The organism is Achromobacter marplatensis (assembly GCF_002209535.1).
GTDB classification, from domain to species: Bacteria; Pseudomonadota; Gammaproteobacteria; order Burkholderiales; family Burkholderiaceae_B; genus Achromobacter; species Achromobacter marplatensis.
The window spans coordinates 18870-44336 of sequence record NZ_NJIG01000020.1; the positions used below are offsets into that span (position 1 = coordinate 18870).

26 protein-coding genes are annotated in these 25467 nt (G+C 65.4%); 15 read left to right on the forward strand and 11 right to left on the reverse strand.

Going from position 1 to position 25467, the window contains the following annotated elements:
* Window positions 1-15: 15 nt before the first annotated feature.
* Window positions 16-1230 carry a 3-hydroxybenzoate 6-monooxygenase gene (locus CEY09_RS27615; protein ID WP_088591046.1) on the forward strand — a complete coding sequence of 405 codons (1215 nt, stop codon included), beginning with the start codon at window positions 16-18 and terminating at the stop codon, window positions 1228-1230.
* Between the two features lie 22 nt (window positions 1231-1252).
* Window positions 1253-2428 (forward strand): ABC transporter substrate-binding protein, encoded by a 1176-nt coding sequence (locus CEY09_RS27620; protein WP_088591047.1) that lies wholly within the window; start codon window positions 1253-1255, stop codon window positions 2426-2428.
* A 48-nt stretch (window positions 2429-2476) separates the two neighbouring features.
* On the opposite strand, the gene CEY09_RS27625 is transcribed toward CEY09_RS27620, so the two are convergent.
* The 8 genes from CEY09_RS27625 to CEY09_RS27660 form a co-directional block, all read right to left on the reverse strand.
* Window positions 2477-2839 carry a glyoxalase superfamily protein gene (locus CEY09_RS27625; protein ID WP_006222502.1) on the reverse strand — a complete coding sequence of 121 codons (363 nt, stop codon included), beginning with the start codon at window positions 2837-2839 and terminating at the stop codon, window positions 2477-2479.
* 1047 nt (window positions 2840-3886) lie between these two features.
* The gene (locus tag CEY09_RS27630; protein WP_167390179.1) at window positions 3887-4903 is read right to left on the reverse strand and encodes a Bug family tripartite tricarboxylate transporter substrate binding protein; all 1017 of its coding nucleotides are present in this window, start codon (window positions 4901-4903) and stop codon (window positions 3887-3889) included.
* An 86-nt stretch (window positions 4904-4989) separates the two neighbouring features.
* Window positions 4990-5298 (reverse strand): addiction module antidote protein, encoded by a 309-nt coding sequence (locus CEY09_RS27635; protein WP_088591049.1) that lies wholly within the window; start codon window positions 5296-5298, stop codon window positions 4990-4992.
* Window positions 5282-5644 (reverse strand): type II toxin-antitoxin system RelE/ParE family toxin, encoded by a 363-nt coding sequence (locus CEY09_RS27640; protein WP_234818419.1) that lies wholly within the window; start codon window positions 5642-5644, stop codon window positions 5282-5284. Before CEY09_RS27640 ends, CEY09_RS27635 begins: the two co-directional genes overlap by 17 nt.
* A 71-nt stretch (window positions 5645-5715) precedes the next feature.
* On the reverse strand, window positions 5716-6456 hold the full coding sequence (locus CEY09_RS27645) for an amino acid ABC transporter ATP-binding protein (RefSeq protein ID WP_006222505.1): 741 nt from the start codon (window positions 6454-6456) through the stop codon (window positions 5716-5718).
* 60 nt (window positions 6457-6516) lie between these two features.
* Window positions 6517-7617 carry an amino acid ABC transporter permease gene (locus tag CEY09_RS27650; RefSeq protein ID WP_006222506.1) on the reverse strand — a complete coding sequence of 367 codons (1101 nt, stop codon included), beginning with the start codon at window positions 7615-7617 and terminating at the stop codon, window positions 6517-6519.
* Window position 7618: 1 nt separating this feature from the next.
* Window positions 7619-8809, reverse strand: a complete 1191-nt coding sequence (locus tag CEY09_RS27655) for an amino acid ABC transporter permease (protein ID WP_088591051.1) — start codon at window positions 8807-8809, stop codon at window positions 7619-7621.
* A 129-nt stretch (window positions 8810-8938) separates the two neighbouring features.
* Complete coding sequence (locus CEY09_RS27660) at window positions 8939-9955, reverse strand: amino acid ABC transporter substrate-binding protein (protein WP_006222508.1); 1017 nt, start codon at window positions 9953-9955, stop codon at window positions 8939-8941.
* Between the two features lie 325 nt (window positions 9956-10280).
* Between CEY09_RS27660 and CEY09_RS27665 the strand changes: the two genes are divergently transcribed.
* The 3 genes from CEY09_RS27665 (at window position 10281) to cheD (ending at window position 13105) form a co-directional block, all read left to right on the forward strand.
* Window positions 10281-11042 carry a cell division ATP-binding protein FtsE gene (locus tag CEY09_RS27665; protein ID WP_088591052.1) on the forward strand — a complete coding sequence of 254 codons (762 nt, stop codon included), beginning with the start codon at window positions 10281-10283 and terminating at the stop codon, window positions 11040-11042.
* Window positions 11039-11947, forward strand: coding sequence for a cell division protein FtsX (locus tag CEY09_RS27670; protein WP_088591053.1), 909 nt, complete (start codon window positions 11039-11041; stop codon window positions 11945-11947). Before CEY09_RS27665 ends, CEY09_RS27670 begins: the two co-directional genes overlap by 4 nt.
* A 411-nt stretch (window positions 11948-12358) precedes the next feature.
* Window positions 12359-13105, forward strand: a complete 747-nt coding sequence (gene cheD, locus CEY09_RS27675) for a chemoreceptor glutamine deamidase CheD (protein ID WP_088591054.1) — start codon at window positions 12359-12361, stop codon at window positions 13103-13105.
* 13 nt (window positions 13106-13118) lie between these two features.
* Here the strand turns inward: cheD and CEY09_RS27680 are convergent, their stop codons facing one another.
* Window positions 13119-14075 (reverse strand): GlxA family transcriptional regulator, encoded by a 957-nt coding sequence (locus CEY09_RS27680; RefSeq protein ID WP_088591055.1) that lies wholly within the window; start codon window positions 14073-14075, stop codon window positions 13119-13121.
* A gap of 271 nt (window positions 14076-14346) precedes the next feature.
* Here CEY09_RS27680 and CEY09_RS27685 point away from each other — a divergent pair, with 271 nt between their 5' ends.
* The 4 genes from CEY09_RS27685 to CEY09_RS27700 all read left to right on the forward strand — a co-directional run bounded on the left by CEY09_RS27685 (window position 14347) and on the right by CEY09_RS27700 (window position 17616).
* A complete protein-coding gene (locus tag CEY09_RS27685; RefSeq protein WP_088591056.1) occupies window positions 14347-15033 on the forward strand; it encodes a M24 family metallopeptidase in 687 nt (228 codons plus the stop codon).
* Between the two features lie 27 nt (window positions 15034-15060).
* Window positions 15061-15591: an RNA 2',3'-cyclic phosphodiesterase gene (gene thpR, locus CEY09_RS27690; protein WP_088591057.1), complete on the forward strand. Its 531-nt coding sequence runs from the start codon at window positions 15061-15063 to the stop codon at window positions 15589-15591.
* Window positions 15592-15636: 45 nt separating this feature from the next.
* Window positions 15637-16197, forward strand: a complete 561-nt coding sequence (locus CEY09_RS27695) for a 5'-3'-deoxyribonucleotidase (RefSeq protein ID WP_088591058.1) — start codon at window positions 15637-15639, stop codon at window positions 16195-16197.
* 81 nt (window positions 16198-16278) lie between these two features.
* On the forward strand, window positions 16279-17616 hold the full coding sequence (locus tag CEY09_RS27700; protein WP_006222516.1) for an NAD(P)H-dependent oxidoreductase: 1338 nt from the start codon (window positions 16279-16281) through the stop codon (window positions 17614-17616).
* A 25-nt stretch (window positions 17617-17641) separates the two neighbouring features.
* Here CEY09_RS27700 and CEY09_RS27705 read toward each other — a convergent pair whose 3' ends face one another.
* Both CEY09_RS27705 and CEY09_RS27710 read right to left on the reverse strand, forming a co-directional pair.
* Window positions 17642-18388: a FadR/GntR family transcriptional regulator gene (locus CEY09_RS27705; protein ID WP_006222517.1), complete on the reverse strand. Its 747-nt coding sequence runs from the start codon at window positions 18386-18388 to the stop codon at window positions 17642-17644.
* Between the two features lie 37 nt (window positions 18389-18425).
* Window positions 18426-19163, reverse strand: a complete 738-nt coding sequence (locus CEY09_RS27710; RefSeq protein ID WP_088591059.1) for an SDR family NAD(P)-dependent oxidoreductase — start codon at window positions 19161-19163, stop codon at window positions 18426-18428.
* A gap of 238 nt (window positions 19164-19401) precedes the next feature.
* Between CEY09_RS27710 and CEY09_RS27715 the strand changes: the two genes are divergently transcribed.
* The 6 genes from CEY09_RS27715 (at window position 19402) to CEY09_RS27740 (ending at window position 25433) form a co-directional block, all read left to right on the forward strand.
* The gene (locus CEY09_RS27715; protein WP_088591060.1) at window positions 19402-20214 is read left to right on the forward strand and encodes a shikimate dehydrogenase family protein; all 813 of its coding nucleotides are present in this window, start codon (window positions 19402-19404) and stop codon (window positions 20212-20214) included.
* A gap of 40 nt (window positions 20215-20254) precedes the next feature.
* On the forward strand, window positions 20255-21490 hold the full coding sequence (locus CEY09_RS27720) for a branched-chain amino acid ABC transporter substrate-binding protein (protein WP_088591061.1): 1236 nt from the start codon (window positions 20255-20257) through the stop codon (window positions 21488-21490).
* 259 nt (window positions 21491-21749) lie between these two features.
* Complete coding sequence (locus tag CEY09_RS27725) at window positions 21750-22691, forward strand: branched-chain amino acid ABC transporter permease (RefSeq protein WP_006222522.1); 942 nt, start codon at window positions 21750-21752, stop codon at window positions 22689-22691.
* Window positions 22688-23956 carry a branched-chain amino acid ABC transporter permease gene (locus tag CEY09_RS27730; protein ID WP_088591062.1) on the forward strand — a complete coding sequence of 423 codons (1269 nt, stop codon included), beginning with the start codon at window positions 22688-22690 and terminating at the stop codon, window positions 23954-23956. Before CEY09_RS27725 ends, CEY09_RS27730 begins: the two co-directional genes overlap by 4 nt.
* Window positions 23953-24705, forward strand: coding sequence for an ABC transporter ATP-binding protein (locus tag CEY09_RS27735; protein WP_088591063.1), 753 nt, complete (start codon window positions 23953-23955; stop codon window positions 24703-24705). Before CEY09_RS27730 ends, CEY09_RS27735 begins: the two co-directional genes overlap by 4 nt.
* The gene (locus CEY09_RS27740; protein ID WP_175216784.1) at window positions 24702-25433 is read left to right on the forward strand and encodes an ABC transporter ATP-binding protein; all 732 of its coding nucleotides are present in this window, start codon (window positions 24702-24704) and stop codon (window positions 25431-25433) included. Before CEY09_RS27735 ends, CEY09_RS27740 begins: the two co-directional genes overlap by 4 nt.
* Window positions 25434-25467: the final 34 nt, after the last annotated feature.

The following is a 25467-nucleotide window of genomic DNA, read 5'->3' on the forward strand; positions in this document are numbered from 1 at the left end:
GCGCGGACAACAATCATGAACACGTCCAAGACAAGCACTCAACCGGCCCGGTCCGTCATCGTGGTGGGCGGCGGCATCGGCGGCCTGGCCGCCGCGCTGGCGCTGACCCGCCAAGGCATCGCGGTGCAACTGCTGGAACAGGCCGCGCACATTGGCGAGATCGGCGCGGGGATCCAATTGGGCCCGAACGCCTTCGCCGCACTGGACGCCCTGGGCGTGGGCCAGACCGCGCGCACCCGCGCGGTCTTCACCGATCACATCATCATGATGGACGCGGTGGATGCCCGGGAAGTGGTGCGCATCGACACGGGCGACGCGTTCCGCGCGCGCTTCGGCGGCCCATATGCCGTGATCCATCGCGCAGACATCCACCTGTCCATCCTGGAAGCCGTGCAGCAGAACCCGCTGATCCGCTTTCGCACGTCTACCCAGATCGCCGGCATGTCGCAAGACGGCAACGGCGTCGAGGTCGTGGACACGGACGGCAACCGCTACCGGGCGGACGCCATCGTGGGCGCGGACGGCGTCAAATCGGTGATCCGTGAACGCACGATCGGCGACCCCGCACGCGTGACCGGCCACGTCGTCTACCGGGCGGTGGTCGAACGCGACAACATGCCCGAAGAACTGCGCATCAACGCACCCGTGCTGTGGGCCGGCCCGCACTGCCACCTGGTGCACTACCCCTTGCGCGGCGGCCAGCAATACAACCTGGTCGTCACGTTTCACAGCCGCGAACAAGAAGAATGGGGCGTGCGCGAAGGCAGCAAGGAAGAGGTGCTGTCGTACTTCCAGGGCATCCATCCGCGCCCGCACCAGATGCTGGACCGCCCCACGTCGTGGAAGCGCTGGGCTACCGCCGACCGCGAACCCGTCGAGCAGTGGGGCCAGGGCCGCGTGACGCTGGTGGGCGACGCCGCCCACCCCATGACGCAATACATGGCCCAGGGCGCCTGCATGGCGCTGGAAGACGCCGTGACGCTGGGCGAAGCCGTGCGCCAATGCGGCTACGACCTGGAAGCCGCCTTCCGCCTGTACGAATCGGTCCGCATCCCGCGCAGCGCGCGCGTGGTCTGGTCCACCCGGGAAATGGGCCGCCTGTATCACGCGCGGGGCGTGGAACGCACCGTGCGCAACCAACTGTGGACCGGCCGCAGCCAGTCCCAGTTCTACGACGCGTTGCAGTGGCTGTACGGTTGGAAAGTGGAGAACTGCCTCGCGGCGACATAACAAGAGCACAAGAGGAGACAACATGAAGAAGAGCCCTATCCGCGGCACCGCCGCGATCCTGCTGGCTTTGGCGGCCTCCGCGGCCGCCGCGCAGCAAAAGCCGGTGGACATCGGCTTCATCGGCACGCTTTCCACGCCCGCCGGCTACATCGGCGAGGACGAGCGCGACGCCTTCATGCTGGCCGTGAAAGAAGGCGGCGGCAAGCTGGGCGGCGTGCCCGTCAACGTGCGCGTCGAAGACGATGCGCTCAAGCCCGCCAACGCCAAGCAGATCGCCGACAAGATGGTGCAGGACGGCGTGCGGCTCTTCACGGGCATCAACTTCTCGAACGTCATGGCCGCCGTCGGCCCCACGGTGCTGAACGCCGGCGGCTTCTACGTCAGCCTGAATGCCGGCCCCTCCAATTACGCCGGCAAGGCTTGCAACCCGAATTACTTCGCCGCCGCCTTCCAGAACGACTCGTACGCCGACACGGCCGGCATCGCGGCCAACGAACTGGGCGTCAAACGCGTCGTCGTCATGGCCCCCAACTACCAAGCCGGCCGTGACGCCGTCGCCGGCTTCAAGCGCGCCTACAAGGGCGAAATCGCCGAAGAGATCTATACCAAGCTGGACCAGTCCGACTTCTCGGTGGAACTCGCCCGCATCCGCTCGCTGAACCCCGACGCCCTCTTCCAATTCCATCCCGGCGGCGCCGGCATCAACCTGACCAAGCAGTTCGCCAACTCGGGGCTGTCCGAGAAGATCCGCATGATCACGCCCATCTACTCGATGGACGACCGCATGCTGGCCGCGACCGGTACCGCAAGCAAGGGCTTCTATCTGAGCTCACTGTGGAGCGCCGACCTGGATAACGCGCAGAACAAGCACTTTGTCGAGGCCTTCACCAACGCCTACAAACGCCCGCCCACCGCCTACGCCGCCCAGGCCTACGACACCGCCAACCTGATCGCCTCGGCGCTGAAAGCCGTCAACGGCGACGTCACCGGCCGCGCCGACGACTTCCGCACCGCCCTGCGCCGCGCCGACTTCCCCACCGTGCGCGGCAAATTCAAGTTCGGCCCCAACCAGCACCCGATCCAGGACTGGTACCTGCTGCACATCGAAGCCGGCCCCGACGGCAAGCTCGTCTACAAGAACCAAAAGGTACTCGCCCGCGACCACACTGACGTGCACGCGGCGGAATGCAAGATGTAGGAAAAAGGGGCAGTAAAACCCGGCACAACAGGACCGGCGCGTAAGCGCCTAGTCCTGGCTTTCGCAAAAGCTCAGGCGGTTGCCGAACGGATCAATAACCGCCAGCACCCGCCCCCAGGGCGCCTCTTCCACGCCCGGCCGCATATAGCCGTACTGCGTCGCGGTGAGCTCCGCGTGATACGCATCCACCCCCTGCATCCGCACAAACACCGCCGACCCCGGCGTCGCATCGCCATGGTGTTCGCTCAAATGCAGGACCAAGTCGCCGCGATGCACCTGCGCATACAAGGGAAACCCGGCCTCGAAGCGATGCTCCCAGTCCCACGAGAACCCCAGATAATCCAGATAGAACTCGCGCGCCTTCTCGACCGAGAAAATGCGCAGAATGGGGATAGCGGCGGAAAATTGCATGAGAAAAGCCCGGATGAGAAGCGTGAATACCACAGCATAATCCGGCCACGCCTTCGCAAGCGACGATGGGTTACGCGCGGCAAGCACCCGCGCACAAGTGACCACCGCACGCGCTCCACCCATCCTACAAATGCACGTAGCGCGAAACGACCAACGCCCCGGCGCAAGACACCGCACGCCCCCAACTACCCAACCGACCGCCACCAACACCGCGAAGCGACCACTCCCCGACGCAAGACACCGCGTAAGCCCCACAAGGCCGCCCGCGCGGCCGGCATGGGGCGGGCCCCGCAAGACCTTCCCCCACCCAACCGCCGATGACAAGCACCATAAAAAACCACGCCTCCCCCGCTGACGGAAGATTGCAGACGACAAAGCTCGTCGCGTCGGTGGCCCGGGGTGCGAGGGGCGTCGATAAGCCCGAGGGAATCTGAAGGAGTCGCCGAAGGCGAGGACGAAGATTACAAGGGGGCAGTCCGGAGCGAAGGCTCCGGACCGCAATCGTTGACCCGAGTCACCCCGGGCCACCGACGCGACGGGCGTCTTAAAAACCCACCCCGCCGCACATCAACCAATCAACCAACCGATCAAGCGATCAAAAAAAGCACGTAGCGCGAAACGACCAACGCCCCGGCGCAAGATACGGCATCAGCCCCGACCGCCACCAACACCGCGAAGCGACCACGCTCCGACGCAAGACACCGCGTAAGCCCCACAAGGCCGCCCGCGCGGCCGGCATGGGGCGGGCCCCGCAAGACCTTCCCCCACCCAACCGCCGATGACAAGCACCATAAAAACCCAGTCCTCCCCCGCTGACGGAAGATTGCAGACGACAAAGCTCGTCGCGTCGGTGGCCCGGGGTGCGAGGGGCGTCGATAAGCCCGAGGGAATCTGAAGGAGTCGCCGAAGGCGAGGACGAAGATGACAAGGGGGCAGTCCGGAGCGAAGGCTCCGGACCGCAATCGTTGACCCGAGTCACCCCGGGCCACCGACGCGACGGGCGTCTTAAAAACCCACCCCGCCGCACATCAACCAATCAAGCAAAAATCAATTCAAACTAGCCCCAGAAATCTTAACGATCTCCTGATACTTCGCCTTCTCGCCCTTAACGAACTCAGCAAACGCCTCAGACGTCATCGGCCCCGCCTCCGACCCCATGGTCAACAGACGCTGCTTCACATCCGGCTGCTGCATCGCTTCCGAATAAGCCTTGTTCAGCTTCGCCACCACAGGCGCAGGCGTGCCACCGGTCGTGAACACCCCGAACCAAGTGCCAAGGTCAAACCCCTTGACCCCCGACTCCTCGACCGTCGGCACGTCCGCCAGCAACGACGAACGCTTCGCCGTCGTCACGGCCAAGGCCTTCACCTTGCCGTCCTTGATCAACGGCGCCGAGGCCGCCAGATTGTCGAACATGAAATCAGACTGGCCCGACAGCAGCGCCAACTGCGCCGGCGCCGCACCCTGGTAAGGAATGTGCTCGACATTGATGCCCGCGCGCGCCTTCAGCAGCTCACCCGACAAATGGCCTGCACTGCCGTTGCCGCCCGAACCATAGTTCAGCTTGCCCGGGTTCTTCTTCGCGTACTCGATCAGATCGGCCAGCGTCTTGATATTGTTCTTCTGGGCGAACTCCACGTTCATCACCAGCACGTTCGGCACCGAGGCCACGATCGTGACCGGCGCGAAATCCTTCACCGGGTCGTACGGCAGATTGGCGAACAACCAGGGGTTGATCGCATGCGTGGCCACCGCACCCATCACCAGCGTGTAGCCGTCGGCCGGCGCCTTGGCCACCAGGTCGGCGCCAATGTTGCCGCCTGCGCCCGAGCGGTTTTCCACGATCACGGCCTGGCCGAGCGAACCGCGCACTTTCTCGGCCAGCATGCGGGCCATGGTATCCAGCGGGCCGCCGGGCGGGTAAGGCACGACGAAGCGGATCGGCTTCGTCGGGAAATCAGTGGCTTGCGCCAGGGCGGGCGCGCCGAAAGGCAGGGTGGCGGCAAGCGCCACGGCGCCTTGCAGCAGTGCGCGGCGCATAGCGCGGCGGGGGGGTTTCGTCATCATGTTGTTCTCCTCACTCCGGATCGATAGCGGTCAGTAGCATACCGCAGGGAGCAGATCGACGTAACAAAGGGATACTGCCGACATTATCCCTGGGGAGTGGGTTCACGTTTGGTTTTGACAAGTGCCGTCAAGGACACGCCAAGCGCGTTCATTACCTTGCGCAAGGTGTGGTAGCTGGGATTCGCCCCCGGGGCGAGCACTCGGTAAAGATTCGTCCGCGCGAGTCCCGTTTCACGCGAGATTTCGGTAATGCCGCGCGCACGGGCCACATCGCCCAGCGCCTCAAGAAACGCATCGGGATCTTCCTCGGCCGCTGCGTCCGCAAGATAATGCGCGATCGTTTCGTCATCTTTCAGATAGTTCGCTGCGTCGAAGTCACGGTATTTCGTCATGATCGGTACTCCGTTTTATTTGCGTCCAGAGGCGTTTTGCGTGAGCGATGTCTCCAGCTTGGCTGCCTTTGTCGCCACCGCAAAGCAGTACATACACGACCCTTCCCGCTCGAGCGTAGTAAACGCGGTAGCCGGCACCGATGTCCACCCGCATTTCACTAATGCCTTCCCCCACGGGCTCAGCGTCGCCGAAATTTCCCTTTGTTGCACGGGATAAACGGCGCAGGATTTGAGCGCGCGCTCGAGCGTCTCGCAATGATTCAAGCCAACGGGAAAATTCCTCGGTTTCTCGAAATCTGAACATACCGGATTGTCGCTCAAAAGGTACATTCAGAACAACGTCCATGAAAAACACCCCAAAAGCCGGACCGAAATCCAACTTTTGGGGTGTCTGCCGAACGGGCGGGCTTCAGCCGATCAGTGCAAAATCTGGCTCAAGAAGAGCTTGGTCCGGTCGTTCTGCGGATTGTCGAAGAACTCGTCCGGGCTGTTTTGCTCGATGATTTCGCCGCGGTCCATGAAGATCACACGGTTGGCGACCTTGCGCGCGAAGCCCATTTCGTGGGTCACGCAAATCATCGTCATGCCGCTTTCCTGGGCCAGGCTGACCATCACGTCCAGCACTTCCTTGACCATTTCCGGGTCAAGCGCCGACGTGGGCTCATCAAACAGCATGATCTTGGGGTTCATGCACAGCGAACGCGCGATCGCCACGCGCTGTTGCTGGCCGCCCGACAACTGGCCGGGAAACTTCTTGGCCTGTTCCGGAATGCGCACGCGCTCCAGGTACTTCATGGCCGTCGCCTCGGCTTCCGCGCGCGGCTTCTTCAGCACCCACATGGGGCCCAGCGTCAGGTTTTCCAGCACCGTCAGATGCGGGAACAGGTTGAAGTGCTGGAACACCATGCCCACGTCCTTGCGGATCGTCTCGATGTGCTTCAGGTCATTGGTGAGCTCCGTGCCGTCCACGATGATGTGGCCTTTCTGGTGCTCTTCCAGACGGTTGATGCAGCGGATCATCGTGGACTTGCCCGACCCCGAGGGGCCGCACACCACGATGCGCTCGCCTTGCGCCACGTCCAGGTTGATGTTGCGCAACACGTGGAACTGGCCATACCACTTGTTCACGTCCTGCAAACGAATAATGGCATCGGACATGCCTGTACTCCCGTAAATATCGCTGTGCGCGCCCGCCATGCGGCGGACGCGCGGCATTGGCTAGCGTTTGTGATCAGTCGCAAGACGTTTTTCAAGCGCCTGACTGTACTTGGACATGGAAAAGCAGAACACGAAGTAGATCAGCGAGATGAAGAGATACGCCTCTACGCCGAATCCGCGCCATGCCGCGTCGGACAAGGCCGCCTTGGCCGCCAGCGTCAGGTCGAAGATGCCGATGATCACCACCAGCGACGTGTCCTTGAACAGCGCGATGAAAATGCTGACCAGCGGCGGGATCACGATCTTCAGCGCCTGCGGCAGGATGATCTTGCGCATCTGCTGCCAGTAGTTCAGGCCCAGCGAATCCGCGCCTTCGTACTGTCCCTTCGGGATGGCCTGCAAGCCGCCGCGCACCGTTTCCGCGATGTAGGCCGCGGCGAACATGATGATGGCGATCTGCGCGCGTAACAGCTTGTCGATGGAAAAGCCTTCCGGCAGGAACAAGGGCAGCATCACCGACGACATGAACAGCAGGCTGATCAACGGCACGCCGCGGATCAATTCGATGTACACGACGCACAGCGCCTTGATGGCCGGCATCTTCGAACGGCGGCCCAGGGCCAGCAGCACGCCGATGGGGAACGCGAAGGCGATGCCGAACGTGGACAGGATCAGCGTGAGCGGCAGGCCGCCCCAGCGTGCGTTTTCCACATAGGTCAGGCCGAACACGCCGCCCCACATCAGGAGCGCCACGGCGGTCAGGCCCACGGTCCAGATGACGGCCAGCTTCCAGTTCCAGAAACGGCGGATGCCGCTGCAGACGATCACCGCCACCAGGATGATGGTGGCGATCAGCGGACGCCATTGCTCATCGAACGGATAAGTGCCGAACAGGATCAGCCGGTGCTTCTCGATGATGAACGCCCAGCAGGCGCCGCCCGAAGCACGGCATTCCTGAGCGCTCGTCGCGTTGAAGTTGGCTTTGATGAATGCCCATTCCACCAGCGCCGGCACCGCCATCAACAGGAACCACGCAAGCAGTACCGTGATGAGGATGTTCAGCGGCGACGAGAACAGGCGGGATTTGAGCCACGGCCACGCGCCCACGTGTGTGCTGGGCGGCGGCAGGCCTTCGCTGGGGGTATGCGTAGTGCTGCTCATCTCAACGCTCCACCAGCGCGATGCGCTTGTTGTACCAGTTCATGAATATCGAGATCGACAGGCTGACCGTAAGGTACGCGCCCATGATGATGAGGATGCCCTCGATCGCCTGGCCCGTCTGGTTCAGCGTGGTGTTGACCACCGACACGATGTCCGGATAGCCGATGGCGACCGCCAGCGAGCTGTTCTTCGTCAGGTTCAGGTACTGGCTGGTCATCGGGGGGATGATCACGCGCAGCGCCTGCGGCAGGATCACCAGGCGCAGTACCTGCTTTCTGCGCAGGCCCAGCGAACCGGCGGCTTCCCACTGGCCGTTGTTCACGGCCTGGATACCCGACCGCACCACTTCGGCGATGAACGCCGACGTGTAGATCACCAGACCCGCGAGCAACGCGGCGAATTCCGGCGACAGCGTCAGACCGCCCGAGAAGTTGAAGCCCTTCAATTCCGGCATGTCCAGCGTCAGCGACGCGCCGCTGACCAGCCAGCCGATGAACGGCAGCCCGATCAAGAGACCGATGGCCCAGCGGCCCAGCGGGAACATGTGGCCCGTGGCCTCATGGCGCTTCTTGCCGTAATGGCCCAGGAAGATGATGGCCACGATGGCCAGTCCCAGTCCGGCCAGCATCCAGTCCAGCGAGTTGCCTTCCAGCCCGGGCACTTTCAGGCCGCGGTTGGAAATGAAGACGCCCGGCAGCGGGTTGTGCGCCTGGCGCGGACCCGGCATGTTTTCCGTGATCAGCGCGTACCAGAAGAACAGCTGCAACAGCAGCGGCACGTTGCGCATCACCTCGACATACACCGACGTGATCTTCGCCACCAGCCAGTTCTTGGACAGCCGGCCGATACCGATCAGGGTGCCGAGGATGGTTGCCAGCACGATGCCGATGACGGCGACGCGAAGGGTATTGAGCAGGCCCACCAGGATGGCGCGGCCGTAATCGTTTGCGGGGGTGTAGGCGATGGGCGTTTCGCCGATCGCGAACCCGGCTTCGCGGTTCAGAAACCCGAACCCCGTGGCGATGTTGCGCACGGACAGGTTGTGAAGCGTGTTCGAAACCAGGAACCACACGGCCCAGGCGACCGCTGCCAGCGCAAGCACCTGGTAGACCACGGAGCGCACGCCGGGGTCGTTCCAGTTCAGCCGCCGGCGGGGCGCCGAAATCGGGGCGTTTTTATTGGAAGTCGTCATGTTGAATCTACAGAAGTCGTACACCGGGTGGCAAAGCCGGCAAGGCCACGCCCCCCACTCCTGCCGCCCGCTCTATGGCGGGCTAGGCAAAACGGAGCCCGAGGCTCCGTTTTGCCAGGCAGCCGTGTGTTAGCGCACCGGCCAGCCGTACATCAAACCGCCCTGCTTGTACGACGCGTTCAGACCGCGTTCCAGCTTCATTGCGCTGTTCTTGCCCAGCGTGCTTTCGAAGCTTTCACCGTAGTTGCCCACGTTCTTGATGATGTTGTAGGCCCACTTGTCATCCACGCCCAGGTTCTTGCCCATGCCCGGGGTCACGCCCAGGATGCGCTGGATGTTCGGGTTGGGGCTCTTGGTCATTTCTTCGACGTTCGCCTTGGTGATGCCGTATTCCTCGGCTTCCAGCATGGCGTTCAGCGACCAGCGGACCACGTTGAACCACTGCTCGTCGCCCTGGCGGACCATGGGGCCCAGCGGCTCCTTGGAAAAGTCTTCCGGCAGGATGATGAACTTGTCCGGGTTCTCGAGCGTGGTGCGCGTGGAAGCCAGCTGCGACTTGTCGGTCGTGAAGGCGTCGCAGCGGCCGGCCGAGAAGGCGCGGATGATTTCGTCGTACTTGTCGATCACGACAGGCTTGAATTCGATCTTCTGACCACGGAACCAGTCAGCCAGGTTCAGTTCGGTGGTGGTGCCCGGCTGCACGCAGATGGTGGCGCCGTTCAGTTCCTTGGCGCTCTTGACGTTCAGGTCCTTGGAGACCATGACGCCTTGCGAGTCGTAGTAGTTCACGCCCACGCCGATCAGGCCCAGCGTCGTGTCACGCGTCAGCGTCACGGTGGTGTTGCGGGTCAGCACGTCGACTTCGCCGGACTGCAGCGCGGTGAAGCGTTGCTGTGTGTTCAGCGGGGTGAACTTGACCTTGGTGGCGTCGCCGAACATCGTGGAGGCGATGGCGCGGCACAGGTCCACGTCGATGCCCTTGTACTCACCCTTGCTGTCGGCGATGGAGAAACCCGGAATGCCCGTCGACACGCCGCATTGGACAAACCCTTTCTTTTTGACATTATCGAAGGTCGCGCCCGCATTGGCGGCCGCGGATGCAGCAAACAGTGCCGCGCCAATAGCAGCGAGTTTCAGTACTTTCATCGTGATCTCCGTGTGGGATAAATCGAGCCGTACGCGGGCCGGGTTGGGCCGACGCATGGGGCGGATGGTAGCGTCCGCGCAGCAGGCGGCGCATCCGGGAATTCCCTTGAAATATAGGGACACTGGCGAAATCAAACGTTGTTTTCGTACGAAAACGGGGACGTGTTTTAGCGCGGCGGATTTGTCCCAAGACGCATTCATTTCGTTCTGGCGAAAACGTGTCCGACTGGTCACATGGATACGCTTTTTCACAGCCTGCCCACCAAGAGGCTTAGGCCACCTTACTGTCCCCGAGTTACTATTGCGGCTTCATCTGACAGCCGCCATGATCGAATTCCAACACGTATTCAAATCATATGGTCGCGGCCGCAATATTCTGGCCGACATCAACTTCCGCGTCAGCGCGGGAGAATTCGTTTTCGTATCGGGGCCGTCCGGCGCCGGTAAGTCCACGCTGCTCAAGCTGATCGGCGGGCTGGAGCCCGCCAGCCGCGGATCCATCCAGGTCAACGGCCAGCGGCTGGACAAGCTGCCCGCGCGCGCCCGGCCGTATCTGCGCCGCGCCGTGGGCGTCATCCTGCAAGACACCCACCTGTTGTTCGATCGAAGCGCGTTCGAAAACGTGATGCTGCCGCTGGCCGTCCAGGGGCAGCCCTGGGATTCGGCCGCCGCGCGCGCCCGCGCCGCGCTCGACAAGGTAGGCCTGTCCGGCAAGGAAGACCTGAACCCCATCGAACTGTCTGGCGGCGAACAGCAACGCCTGGCGATCGCGCGGGCCATCGTGAACCGGCCGGCCATCCTGATCGCGGACGAACCCACCGCCAACCTTGACCACGACAACGCGCAACGCATCATGAACGTGTTCCGCGACTTCAACCGCGTCGGCGTGACGACGCTGATCGCCTCGCACGACCAGGACCTCATGGCGCGCTACGCCACACGCACCTTGCGCATCGACCCGGGCAAGTTCGCCGATTCCGCTGGCACCGCGCCTCCGCCCGAGGCCGGGCAGGGCCAGGCCGCCCCGACCCGCACGGGCGGCGGCCGCGCCGAGCCCGGCTTTGGCCATCCGGGAGAGTCCGCATGAACGCCTGGTTGCGGCAACACCGCTACGCGCTGATGGTCACCCTGCGCCGCCTGGCCAAGCAGCCGTTCTCATCTCTGGCCAACCTGCTGGTCATGGCGCTGGCGCTGGCCCTGCCCTTGCTGGGCAGCGCCATCCTGGTGTCGGTCCAGCCCGTGGCGCGCGAGATGTCCGTGACGCCCGAAGTCACCGTGTTCATGCGCGTGGATGCCCCGGCCGGCGCCGCCGCCGACGTGGCCAAGCGCATCAAGGACGAGTATTCGCAAGACGTGCGCGCCGCGCGTGTCGTGGGGCGCGACGCCGCGCTGGCCGACCTGCGCGCCAACCCCGCCTGGCAGCAGGCGCTGGCCGTGCTGCCGGGCAATCCCCTGCCGGACGCCGTGGTCGTGACGCTGGCCGATGGCGACAATCTGGCCGGGCGCGCGGACAAGCTCGCGGGCGCCTGGAAGCAATGGAACCACGTGGACCTGGTGCAGCTCGATAGCGCCTGGGTGCAGCGGTTGGAAGCCATCTTGCGGTTTGCCCGAATCGGCCTGGGATTCCTGGCCGCCTGCGTGGCGGTCGTGGTGCTGGCCACCGTGTTCAACACGGTACGCATGCAGGCGCTCTCCCAGCGCGAGGAAATCGGCGTGGCCCGCCTGGTCGGCGCCACCGAATCGTTCGTGCGCCGGCCGTTCCTGTATCTGGGCGCGCTGTCGGGCGCCGTGGCCTCGCTGCTGGCCATCGGGGTTGCGGCCATCGCGCTGTCGCCGCTGAACGACGCCCTGCTGGGGCTGGCCCGCAGCTACGGCGCCGAATTTGCCCTTCACCTGCCCGGTACCTCGGTGCTGATCACCGCCGTGGTGGCCTCGGCCGCCCTGGGCGCGCTGTCGGCCCGCTGGTCGGTCACGCGCAGTACGCGCTTCTGACGCTGCCGCGTTGCGGCCCGGTTCCCGATGGCCCGCGCCTTGGGAACCGGCGCAGGCCGCCGCCACTGAAAACCCCGCCTAAAGCCACGTATGAAGCCCGATCCTCCCCGTGATCCGGGGAAAGGCGTGCTATCCGCCCGGGTACGATGATTGCAAGCCGTCCGGGTGAACGGCCGCAGGCGCCTGCGGGTGCCTGGCCTACAGGCTGTCCACCCTGCAAAAAAGGAAACCGCGAGAAAGAGCGTTAAAAATCAGGGACGTATCGCACCGTCGCCGTTACAAGCATTTCCCGCGTTGTAAGCTGGGATATGCAAGAATAAAGCGACATTTTTTTACACTTTTTGAAACATTCCTTGTTTTACCGAGCGCCGTCCTTCGTGTCCCAATCGCTGTTCTTGCCCCTTAAGTCCCATGGTCGCCCGTCTTGAAGCCCGTGCAACGCGCCACTATTTCGATAGCGCGTTCCAGTGTCAGGCGGTGAAAGTACTCCCCAACGAGTACTACGTCACCGACGAAGACCTGATGATCTCGACCGTACTCGGGTCGTGTGTCGCCGCCTGCATCCACGATCCGGTCACCGGCGTGGGCGGCATGAACCATTTCATGTTGCCGGAAGGCGACATGCAGTCGCCTGCCTCGGCAACGATGCGCTATGGCGCCTTCGCGATGGAAGTGCTGATCAACGAACTGCTGAAGGCGGGCGCCGTGCGCGACCGCCTGGAAGCCAAGGTGTTCGGCGGCGGCGCGGTGCTGAGCGCCATGCAGCAGATGAACATCGGCGAACGCAACGGCGAATTCGTCCTGAACTACCTGAAGACCGAAGGCATTCCGGTCAAGGCGCAGGACCTGGGCGACGTGCACGCCCGCCGCATCAACTACTTCCCGCGCGACGGCCGGGTGATGGTGCGCAAGATGGCCCCGCACCATCAACGCGCCGAAGAGATCATCGCCAAGCGCGAGCAGGCGGCCGCCCAGAGCGTGCAGGCCAAGACGCAAAGCCCGCCGCGCGTCGAGCGCTTCACCCGGCCCGGGGTGGAACGTTTCGACAAGCCCGCGCGCCCTGGCGTAGAGCGCTTCGACCGCCCGGCCCGCCCTGGCGTCGAACGCTTCGACACCGCGCTGAGCCGGCTGCGCAAATCGGAAACCACCGACACCTGAGGCGCGCGCCGCCTTAGAACCCGAAGCTTGCGCGGTACTGGCTGGGCGACACGCCCAGCCGCCGCGTGAACACTTCGCGCAGATGGCGCGCGTCGCGAAAGCCGCATTCGTAGGCCACGGTCTTCAGCGGCCGCGCCTCGCGCTCCAGGCGCGCCCGCGCCGCATCCACCCGCACGCGCTCGACGAACTCGGCCGGCGTCACCCCCGCATCGCGCAGGAAGACCCGCGAGAAGTTGCGGCGGCTCATGTTGGCCACGGCCGCCAACGCATCCAGCCCAAGGTCCGCGTCCAGGTGGCCCAGCACGTGCTGCTGCACCTGCGCCACGGCCGACGTCTCTTCCACGAACGGCGTCAGGAACGGGCTGAACTGCGATTGCCCGCCCGCGCGCTGCGTGAACACCACCAGCCGCTTGGCCACATTCAGGGCGACATCCTGCCCGACGTCCTGCGCCAGCAGATACAGCGCCAGGTCGATGCCCGCCGTCACGCCCGCCGACGTATGCAGGCGCCCGTCCTGCACGTATAGCCGGTCCGCCTCGACCCGCAGCGCGGGGTAGCGCGCCGCCAGCGCCGGCGCATCGTTCCAATGCGTGGTGACGGTGGCGTCCTGCAGCAGGCCGGCGCGCGCCAACAGGAAGGTGCCGTTGCAGATGGAGCCATAGCGCGGCGCGCGCAGGCACATCGCGCGCAGCCAGGCCAGGGCATCATCGGGTTCGCGCTGCCCGGGCAAGGCCGGCCCGCCCGCCACCAACAGCAGGTCTGGGGGATCGGCCACGTCCGCGTAGTGGCGCTGCGGCAGCAGCGCCATGCCGTTGGAACAGGGCACCGTGCCGCGCGTCAGGCCGATCAGTTCCAGCTGGTAATGCTGGGCGGGCAACAGGAAGCGGTTGGCTTCGGCGAACACGTCCAGCGGTCCGCTGACATCCAGCGACTGCACGCCGGGAAAGACGACGATAGCGACGGTTTTCATGGGAAATCGTTAGCAGGCGGAACGGCGGTGGACGCACAAAACACTACCTTAGCCGACCGCCACGGCCGCGGCATGGCCCCGCGCACCAGCCTGGCCCGAAAACGCGGCATCGCGGCCGGAAACCACCCCTGCGTGCCCGGTTGGCCGCCCGCCGCACCACGCTGGCGCGATTCCGTCCACGCCGGCCCCGCCCCATCGCCCGCCGGGCCGGCAAGATTGCCCTGTCCGGCCCGGCATGCCGCCGCGCCCATCACCCCCAAAGGATCCCGCCATGACGATGCCCCCGTCTCTAGCCAGCGAACGCGTCGGCCCCGCCTTTTCCGTGGACGGCATGCTGGCCGCCCGCAACAAGACCCGCCAGGCCATCGCCGATGTCGCGGCGCGCATCCGGCCCGGCATGGTCGAAGAAGACGCCGTGCAACTGGCCCGGCAAACGCTGATCGACGCCGGCATGGCGCTCAGTTGGCACCCGACGCGCGTGCGCTTCGGCGCCAACACCATGAAGGCCATGCGCCAGGCTTCCGAACCCGGCGTGGTGCTGGGCGAGCACGACATCTTCTTCCTGGACATCGCGCCACGCCTGGACGCCTGGGAAGGCGACGGCGGCAAGTCGTTCACCGTGGGCGGCAATGCCGACCAGGCGCGCTGCGCCCGCGACGCCGAAGCCCTGTTCCACGACGTGCGCGGCGTGTGGCGCCGCGACGGGCTGACCGGGCAGGAGCTCTACGCCTACGCCGACCGCCAGGCGCGCGCGCTGGGATGGGAGCTGAACTTCGACCTGCCGGGCCACCGCGTGTCCGATTTCCCGCACGCCGCGATCCACACCGGTTCGCTGGCAGACCTGGCCACCTCGCCGTCGGAGATGCGCTGGATCCTGGAGATCCACTTGCGCGATCCGGCCGGTCGCTTCGGCGCGTTCTTCGAAGACATGTTGCTGGGCGACGAGCACTACGCGTAGCGCGCAGGCCGCGCCTACAATCGGCGCATGTCCACCGTCCGTCTCTTCTTCGCCCTGTGGCCGTCGCCCCCGCTTGCCGCGTCGCTGGCCGGCTGGGCGGAACAGGCCCGCCTGGCCTGCGGCGGCCGCGTCATGCGCACCGAGACGCTGCATCTGACCCTGGCCTTCCTGGGGCCGGTGGAGGCGCAGCTGGCAGACACGCTGGCCTGCGCCACGCCCGACCACCGGCTGGCCCCGGGCGAGGTGGCGCTGGACCACTACGGCGTGTTCAACCGCCAACGCATCCTGTGGGCCGGCCCGCGCGATACGCCCGCCGGCTTGCAGGCCGCGCATGACGGGCTGTGGCAATGGCTGGCCGGATTCGGCCTGGCGGCCCCGCCCCAGCCCTTCCGCCCGCACGTGACCTTGCTGCGCAACATCGAACGCGGCCAGCCCCCTGACGCGACGCCGGCGCCGCTGTCCTGGCGCTATGACCGCATGGTGCTGGTGGCCTCGGAATCCCTGTCGGGCGGCAGCCGCTACCGCGTCATCGCGCAGTCGCGCCCCGGTGGCGAGTAGCCCGGCTCTGGCACAATCAGGCGGTTGCAACGACCTGGGATCACCATGATCATCCTGCTGGACCAAGACGGCGTGCTGGCGGATTTCGAACACGCGTTCATCGACGCCTGGCGCGCCCGCCACCCGGACATCGCCCCCGTCGCGTTCGAAGACCGGAAATCCTTCTACATCCGTGAGGACTACGCCCCGGAACTGCGCGGCATGGCCGAGGCCATCTACACCGCCCCGGGGTTCATCCGCAACCTGCCGCCCGTGCCCGGCGCGCTGGATGCCGTGCGCGAACTGCTCGCGCTGGGCATGGACGTGCGGATCTGCACGTCGCCGCTGTCGCAGTTCGAAAACTGCGTGGCTGAAAAGTACCTGTGGGTGGAAAAGCACCTGGGGCGCGAGGCCACCAACCGGCTGATCCTGACGAAGGACAAGACGCTGGTGCAGGGCCATTTGCTGATCGACGACAAGCCCTTGATCGAAGGCGCAGTCAAGCCGCGCTGGAAACACATTCTGTTCGACGCCCCCTACAACCGGCAGGTCACCGATCGCGCCCGCATCACCTGGGCGAACTGGCGCAACGTGCTGGCGGGCGAGCTCTATACGGCAGACGAATGAGTCCGCGCGGGTCCTGTTCAGCGGTCATGATTTAGGGCTATTCTGTGTTGGCTGTACCCCCACCCCGGAGGAGCCCGCACCATGAATCTGCACCGCCTGCTCAAGCAGCGAGAAGCCGACCACAAGCCTTTGCGAGTTGCATTGCTGGGCGCCGGAAAGTTCGGCGCAATGTTCATGAGCCAGGCGCCCCGCACTCCCGGGATGCGGCTGGTCGCGGTGGCCGATCTGGCGCCCGCCCGCGCCCGCGCCGCGCTGACCCGCGTGGGCTGGCCCGCCAGCGCACTGAACGCCGCCAGCACCAATGACGCGTTAAAGAACGGCAAGGTCTTTTTCAGCGACGACCCCTACGCCATCATCGCCAGCCCCGACGTCGACATCGTCATCGATGCCACCGGCCAGGCCGCAGCCGGCATCGGCCACGTGCTGGCCTGCTGCGAACACGGCAAAGACATCATCATGGTCAACGTCGAAGCCGACGCGTTGGCCGGCCCGTTGCTAGCGCGCCGCGCGCGCGAGGCGGGCATCGTGTATTCGCTGGCCTACGGCGACCAGCCGGCCCTGATCTGCGAAATGGTGGACTGGGCGCGCGCCGCCGGCTTTGAGGTGATGGCGGCGGGCAAAGGCACCAAGTACCTGCCGGAATTCCATACGTCCACGCCGGATACCGTCTGGCCCTACTACGGCTTCACCGCCGAAATGGTGGCCGCGGGCGACTTCAACGCGCAGATGTTCAACAGCTTCCTGGACGGCACCAAGAGCGCCATCGAAATGGCGGCGGTGTCCAACGCCACGGGCCTGCTGCCGTCGCCCTCGGGCCTGCATTTCCCGCCTTGCGGCGTGGACGATCTGGCCCGCGTGCTGCGCCCGCGCGAAGACGGCGGCATTCTGCACCATCGCGGGCAGGTGGAAGTGATCTCGTCGCTGGAACGCGACGGCCGGCCGGTGTTTCGCGACTTGCGCTGGGGCGTCTACGTGACCTTGGCCGCCGACAGCGATTACGTGCGGCGCTGCTTCCAGGAATACGGGCTGGTCACCGATCCCAGCGGCAACTTCACCGCCATGTACAAGCCCTATCACCTGATCGGGCTGGAGCTGGGCATCAGCGTGGCCAGCGTCGGACTGCGGCGCGAGCCCACGGGCGCGCCCGCCGGCTGGCACGGCGACGTGGTGGCCACCGCCAAGCGCGACCTGCAAGCCGGCCAGTTGCTGGACGGCGAAGGCGGCTATACGGTGTACGGCCGGCTGATGCCCGCGCCGGACTCGGTGGAAGAAGGCTATCTGCCGCTGGGCCTGTCGCACCAGGTCAAGCTGAAGAACCCGGTGCGCCAGTCGCAGGCGATACGCTGGCGCGACGTGGAGTACGACGACCGCTCCACCGCCGTGCAGTTCCGCCGCGAAATGGAACAGACCTTCGCCTGAGCCCACGCGGACGCACCGCCGCCGGCTAGACCGGCGCGGGGCGTTCAGCCTGGAAGAGGCGCAGCCGGTCTGCGGCGTTGCGCAGATGCTGTTCGGCGGCTTGGCCGGCAGCGTCCGGATCCGCCCCTTCGATTGCCGCGAAAATGGCCTGGTGCTCGCTTTGCACGGCGGCCATGCGTTCGGCGTACCTGCGCGCCGTGTTGTTGCGCGCACTGCGGATCACGCGGCGCACGTTGGCTTCCAGGTAGTCGTTCAACGCGACCAGATGCGGGTTGTGCGTGGCCTGCACGATGGCCTGATGGAACTGGTAGTCCTCTTCGTCGCCCAGCTTGTCGTTGATCAGCGCGTATTCCATGCCCACCAGCGCCTGGCGGATCTTCTTCAGGTCTTGCTCGGTGCGACGCTGCGCCGCGTAGCGCGCTGCGGTGACTTCGATGGACAGCATCAGTTCCAGGATGTGTTCCAGGTCCTGGCTGTCGCCCGGCGTGGGCGCGGCAATGCGAAACGCGTTGCGCTGGAAGTTCGGATCGACGAACACGCCGCTGCCTTGCTGCGACGTGATCAGCCCTTCCGACTTCAAGCGGGCCAGCGCTTCGCGCACGACCGCGCGGCTGACGGAATAGGTTTCGGTCAGCTGTTTTTCGGTCGGCAGGCGATCGCCGGGGGCAAGCACGCCCTGGCGTATCTGCTCGGCCAGCGCGTCGCCCAAGGCCGCGGAAAGCGAACTCTTGGGCGCAGCGCGCGGCGGGTCCTGTTCTTGGGTAGGCTGCATGGAAAATCGTTGGATCGTGATGGCGGCGTCCTGAACTTTAAGCGATATAGATGCCGCCGTTGACCTGCATGACTTCGCCGGTCACGAAGCCCGCCAGCGGCGAACACAGGAACGCGATCGATCCGGCGATTTCCTCGGCCGTGCCGAAGCGGCGCAACGGCGTGCTTTCCAGCAACTGCGCGCCCTTCTGGCCGATCAGGTCATGCGTCATGGACGTGGCGATGATGCCGGGTGCCACTGCATTCACGCGGATCTGCGGCGCCAGTTCCAGCGCCAGGCTGCGCGTGAAGCTCTGCACGGCGCCCTTGGACGCCGAATAGGCGGCGTGGGCGTAGCTGCCGCGCTGGGCGGCCAAGGACGTCAGCAGCACAATCGACCCGTTGTGGCGCAGGTGGCGCTGGGCCGCGCGGCACACGTAGAACGTGCCGTCCAGGTTCACGCGCATCAGCGTGCGCCAAGCCTCGTCGCTGGTGTCTTTCACCAGTTGTTCCGGGTAGATGCCGGCGCAGTGAATCAGATGATCCAGCCCGCCGAAATGCTTGGCCGCCGACTCGAACACGCGTTCGCAGTCGTGCGACACGGACACATCCAGCGCGTGGGTGTAGACCCGCTGGCCGCTGGGATCCAGCTCGGCCGCGATCGCCTCCAGGCGCGCGTTGTCGATGTCGGTCAGCACCAGCCGGGCGCCGTGGGCGGCCATCAGCCGCGCGGTCGCCAGACCAATGCCATTGCCTGCGCCGGTGATGACGGCCACCTGTCCTTCGAACGAAATCATCCTGTCTCCAAAGCTCTCTATGGGCGGGCCCGCGGCCTTTCAAGCGCCAGCGGCTTCTTGGATTGAACTCCTGAATCCGCTGCTTGACACGAGAAAAACGCATGCCCTATGATTTATCGGACAACTTAATAAAGTTGCCTGACAACTTATTCCGAAAGCGTAAATCAAGTCGCGCTTTCAGGCAAGAAGGGTCAGAAAAACACGGCCGCAGGCCGCATGACAGGCAGGGGACAACCAGGTGGAAATCACCGGCAGCACTACCGTATTCGCGATCGCGGCGGACCCGATCACGCACGTCAAGACGCCCCAGCGGCTCAATGCCCTGCTGCGCGAACGCGCGGTCGACGCCGTCATGGTGCCCTTCCACGTGTCCGCCGACGCGCTGCCGGGCCTGTTCACCGGCCTGCGCGGCCTGGCCAACCTGGGCGGCATCGTGGTCACGGTGCCCCACAAGGAACATGCCGCCACCCTGTGCGACGCCCTGACCCCGGCAGCCCAGCTGATCGGCGCGGTCAATGCCGTGCGCCTGCAAGACGGCGTGCTGACCGGCGGCAACTTCGACGGCCTGGGCTTTGTGGCCGGTTTGCGCAGCCAGGGGCATGACCCCGCCGGCCGCCACGTCTACCTGGCCGGTCTGGGCGGCGCCGGCAAGGCCATCGCCTGTGCCCTGGCCGACGCCGGCCCCGCCAGCCTGCGCCTGTACAACCGGTCCGCCGACAAGGCGCGCGCCTTCGCCGCCCATCTGGCCGGTCAACACCCCGACCTGGACATCCGCGTGGCGGATTCCGCGCCCGAACCCTGCGACATCGCCATCAACGCGACCTCGCTGGGCCTGCAAGACACCGATCCCCTGCCCTTCCCCCTGGACGCCCTGGCCCCCGGCACCGTCGTGGCCGACGCCGTGATGAGCCGCGTCGACACCCCCTTGCTGCGTGCCGCCGCCGCGCAAGGCTGCCGCACCCATCCGGGTCTGTACATGCTGGAAGGACAACTCACCGAAATTGCCCGCTTTCTGGGCGTAGAAGAGCCGCAACAAAGCGCGCTTGCTTGATTCACGGACTCACCACTCCCGTCCCACGGAGGAGACACGCATGAAATTGGCTTTCACCACCGGCCTGCTGTGCCTGGCCGGCATTGCCGCATCGGCGCACGCCGCACCCGTCAAGATCGGTCTGATCGAAACGCTGTCGGGCCCGCAGGCCTCGACCGGCCTGATGTTCCGCGCTGCGGTCAAGTACGAACTGGACCGCATCAACGCCGCCGGCGGCTGGAACGGCCAGCCGCTGGAACTGGTCGAATTCGACAACCAGGGCGGCCCCGTGGGCGCGTCCGACCGCTTCCGCGCCGCCGCTGCCGAAGGCGTGCAGGTCCTGGTGCAGGGCTCGTCGTCCGCGATCTCGGGCCAGCTGACCGAAGACGTGCGCAAGCACAACCTGCGCAACCCGGGCAAGGAAGTCGTCTTCCTGAACGTGGGCGGCGAGGCGCTGGAACTGACGGGCCAGAAGTGCCACTTCTACCACTTCCGCTTCACCACCAACGCCGACCTGCGCGTGAAGTCGCTGGCCTCGGTGATGTCGGCCGACGGCACGCTGGGCAAACGCGTGTACGCCATCAACCAGAACTATTCCTGGGGCCAGGACATGGAAGGCGCCACCGAGCGCTTCGCCAAGCAGTACGGCTATGAAGTGGTAGGCAAGACGCTGCATGAAGTCAACAAGATCCAGGACTTCGCGCCCTACGTCGCGCGCATCCGCTCGGCCACGCCCGACACCGTCATCACGGGCAACTGGTCCAACGACCTGCTGTTGCTGATGAAGGCCACGCAGGCTGCCGGCCTGAAGGTGCGCTTTGCCACCGTGTTCCTGGACCAGGTGGGCAACCTGGCCAACGCGGGCGAAGTCGCGCTGGGCCACTACATCGCGCACCCGTACAACATCGAAGCCGCGGGCGACGAAGGCGCCAAGTTCGCCGAAGACTACAAGGCCAAGACTGGCCATTACCCCAGCTATACGGAACCGCAAACCGTCATCGGCGTGCGCTTCCTGGGCGAAGCGTTGAAGCAGGTGCCGCCGCAGGACGGCAAGCTGTCCGTGCCGGCGCTGGCGAAGGCGTTGGAAAAGGTCACCTACACCTCGTCGCTGGGCACCTATACGATGCGTGCGGAAGACCACCAGGTGCAACTGCCGATGGTCGTGTCCAAGGTGAGCAAGAGCGCCAAGTACAAGGCCGACGGCACCGACATGGGCTTCGAGCCGGTGAAGGTGCTGGCAGCGGCGGACGTGTCGGCGCCGGTGCAGGCAACGTGCAAGATGCAACGGCCGGACTGATCTGATGGGTTGCGCGCGCTGGACGGCAGCGCGCGCGGCGTGATTGTCGCGCGCTCCACCCATCCTACGGATGCGTACCCCGCTACGTAGGATGGGTGGAGCGCGGCAGGTCCCCAAAAGCGAACGCCAGCATCGAACGCGCGCAACCCATCATCGCCACCGCAAAAAACAAGCGCACTCCCGGCGCGGGCCGGAAAAACAACGTGCGCAATCGCTCGCAGGACGCCTCGCGTCTTAGCGCAAGAATTATGGAGCGGACATGGAATTCTTTACCGTCTCGCTGTTGAACGGCGTGATTTACGGCCTGCTGCTATTCATGGTGTCGGCAGGCCTGACTTTGATTTTCGGAATGATGGGCGTGCTGAACTTCGCGCACGCCTCGTTCTACATGATCGGCGCGTATGCCGCCTACACACTGACGCCGGTCACGGGGTTCTGGACGGCGCTGGTGCTGGCCACGATCATCGCGGGCGTGCTGGGCATGGGCGTCGAACGCTTCTTCCTGCGCCGCGTTCACAAGTTCGGCCACGCGCAGGAACTGCTGGTGACGTTCGGCCTGGCGTTCATCGTGGCCGAGCTGATCAAGCTGTTCTACGGCGACTTCCCCGTGGACTACCGCGTGCCGCAGTTCCTGAACTTTGCGGCCTTCCGCGTGTTCGACGCGGACTACCCCTTCTACCGCCTGTTGATGGGCGGCGTGTCGCTGGCGATGTTCGCCGTGATTTACCTGTTGCTGTCGCGCACTCGTGTGGGCATCGTGGTGCGTTCGGCCATCTACCGTCCACGCATGGCCGAAGCGCTGGGCCACAACGTGCCGCTCGTCTTCATGAGCGTGTTCGGCGTGGGCGCGGCGATGGCCGGCCTGGCGGGCGCCGTGGCAGGCGCCTTCTACACCACCAATCCCAACATGGCGCTGGAACTGGGCGTGCTGGTGTTCGTGGTGGTGGTCGTGGGCGGCCTGGGTTCGCTTGAAGGCGCGATGATCGCGTCGCTGCTGATCGGCCTGATCAGCTCGTTTTCGGTGGGCATCGACGCCAGCCTGGCTTCCTTGTTCGGCCTGTTCGGCGCGGGCGAGTGGGCCGAAAGCGTGGGCGGCCTGATGACCGTGAAGATATCCAGCCTGGCGGCCACCTTGCCCTTCCTGCTGATGCTGGTCGTGCTGCTGGTCAAGCCGTCCGGCCTGAAAGGAGAACAGGCATGAGCCAAACCCGTAACGTCTCGGGCGCCCTGCTGTTGATCGTCTGCGTGGGCGTGCTGTGCGCGCTGCCCTGGCTGCTGCCCCCGGGCCAGCTTGTGGCCGCCGTGCAGATGCTGATCGCCGCGCTCTTCGCTTGCGCCTTCAACCTGCTGGCGGGCCAGGGCGGCATGCTGTCCTTCGGCCATGCCGCGTACTTCGGCGTCGGCACGTTCGCCACCATCCACGCCATGAATGCGCTGGGCGGCGCGGGCCTCTTGCCCACGCCCCTGATGCCGCTGGCGGGCGGCGTGGCCGGCCTGCTGTTCGGTCTCGTCGCTGGCTGGTTCGCCACCATGCGTTCCGGCGTGTACTTTTCGATGATCACGCTGGCCTTGGCTGAATTGCTGCACGCGCTGGCGCCGCACCTGAAAGGCGTGTTCGGCGGCGAGGCCGGCGTGTCGGCCATGCGCATGCCGGCCTGGGGCTTCACCTTCGGTTCCGACATCGAGGTGTACTTCCTGGTGCTGGCCTGGGTGCTGATTTCGCTGGCGGCCTTGTACGGCCTGACCCGCACGCCGCTAGGCCGGCTGACGCTGGGCCTGCGTGAAAACGCCAATCGGTTGCGCTACCTGGGCTACCGCCCGCATGCGTTGAAGACGATGGTGTTTGCGCTGTCGGCCATGTTCGCCGGCATCGCGGGCGGCCTGCAGGCCTTGAACATCGAAGCCGGCAACTACGTGCTGTTCGAGGTCAAGCTGTCCACCGACGCGGTGCTGTTCGCCTACATCGGCGGCGTCAACGCCTTCCTGGGCCCCGTGCTGGGCGCCTCCATCCTGACCTTCCTGTCGCAGACGCTGGCCGACATCACGCGGTCGTGGCTGTTGTACCAGGGTGTCCTGTTCGTACTGGTCATGCTGTTCGTGCCGGACGGCCTGGTGGGCCTGGTGCAGCGCGCGGCCAAGTCGCTGCGCGAGCGCGGGTTGGCCAACTGGCTGCCGCGCGCCGCGTTGTCGGTGGCCGCCGGCCTGCTCCTGACCGCCGCCACCGTGTTCTCGGTCGAGATGCTGCAACGCATGTTCGCCCGCGATTACCGCGCACTGCTGGCGATGAACCCGGAGGCCGGCTGGCCCGCCATTGCCCTTTTCGGCCAGGAATGGGCGCCGCTGGCGCTGTCCACCTGGCTGATCCCGCTGGCGCTATTTGCCGTGGGCCTGGCAGCCTGCCGCTGGGCGCTGGCCCTGTGGCGCGACGACGGCGACGCCGCCCCTGTGCTGGAGCCCGCAAAATGACCCACGACATCCTGACCCTGACTGACGTGCGCAAGTCCTTTGGCGAAGCGCAGATCATCCGCGGCGTGAACCTGGCGATCGAAGCCGGGGAACGGCACGCGGTCATCGGCCCCAACGGCGCCGGCAAGTCCACCTTGTTCCACCTGATGTCGGGCTCGTTCGCGCCGACCTCGGGCGACATCAGCCTGCGTTCGCGTTCCATTGGCGGCCTGGCGCCTGAAGCTATCAACCGGCTGGGGCTGGCGCGCTCGTTCCAGATCACGAACGTATTCCCACGCCTGTCGGTTCGCGAAAACCTGCGCCTGGCCGTGCTGCGTATGCACGGGCTGGTCTACAACTTCTGGCGCCCCATCGCGCGCAACCGCGCCGTCAATGAAGACGTGGACCGCCTGCTGGAGAAAGTGCGCCTGACCGCCAAGCAGGACACGGGCGCGGGCGATTTGAACTACTCCGAGCAGCGCTCGCTGGAAATCGGCATGACGCTTGCCTCGCGCCCCAAGGTCATCCTGCTGGACGAGCCGATGGCCGGCATGTCGCAGCACGAAGTCGACTACACGGTCGAACTCATCAAGGAAGTAACGCGCGATTGCACCCTGCTGATCGTCGAACACGACATGCAGGTGGTGTTCTCGCTGGCCGACCGCATCAGCGTGCTGGTGTACGGCGAAATCCTGGCCACGGGCACGCCCGCGGACATCCGCGGCGATGCCCGCGTGCGCGAAGCCTACCTGGGAGAGGAAACGGTATGAACATGGCATCAAACCCGCAATCCCCCTTGCTCAGCCTGCAAGGCGTGCACGCGCACTACGGCAAGAGCCACATCCTGCACGGCATCGACCTGTCCATCGGGCGCGGCGAAGTCGTGAGCCTCTTGGGCCGCAACGGCGCAGGCCGCTCCACCACCATGAAAAGCATCATGGGCCTGGTGGACGTGACCGGCGGGCGCATCGCCATCGAAGGGCGCGACATCACCAACAAGCGCCCCTTCGAGATCGCGCGCGCCGGCCTGGGCTTCGTGCCCGAAGAACGCGAGGTCTTCGCCAACCTGACCGTGGACGAGAACCTGCGCATGGGCGAACAGCCCAAGCGCGACGACGCGCCCTACTGGACGGTCGCGCAGATGTTCGACTATTTCCCGCGCTTGAAGGAGCGCATCAACACCCGCGCTGGCAACTTGTCCGGCGGCGAACAGCAGATGCTGACCATGTGCCGATCGCTGTTGGGCAACCCCAAGGTCATGCTGATCGACGAGCCCACCGAGGGTTTGGCCCCGAAGATCGTGGAAGTGATTGCGGACGTGATCCGCGACATCCATAAACGCGGCGTCTCGGTGGTGCTGGTGGAACAGAAGCTGACCATCGCACTGAAGGTGTCGACCCGCGTCAGCGTCATGGGCCACGGCCGCATCGTATTCGAAGGACCGCCCGCGCAGCTGCATGAGCGCCAGGACGTTGTGCAGGAATGGCTGGCCGTCTGACGCGCCGTCACGCAAACCCCTTTACAGGCAAATA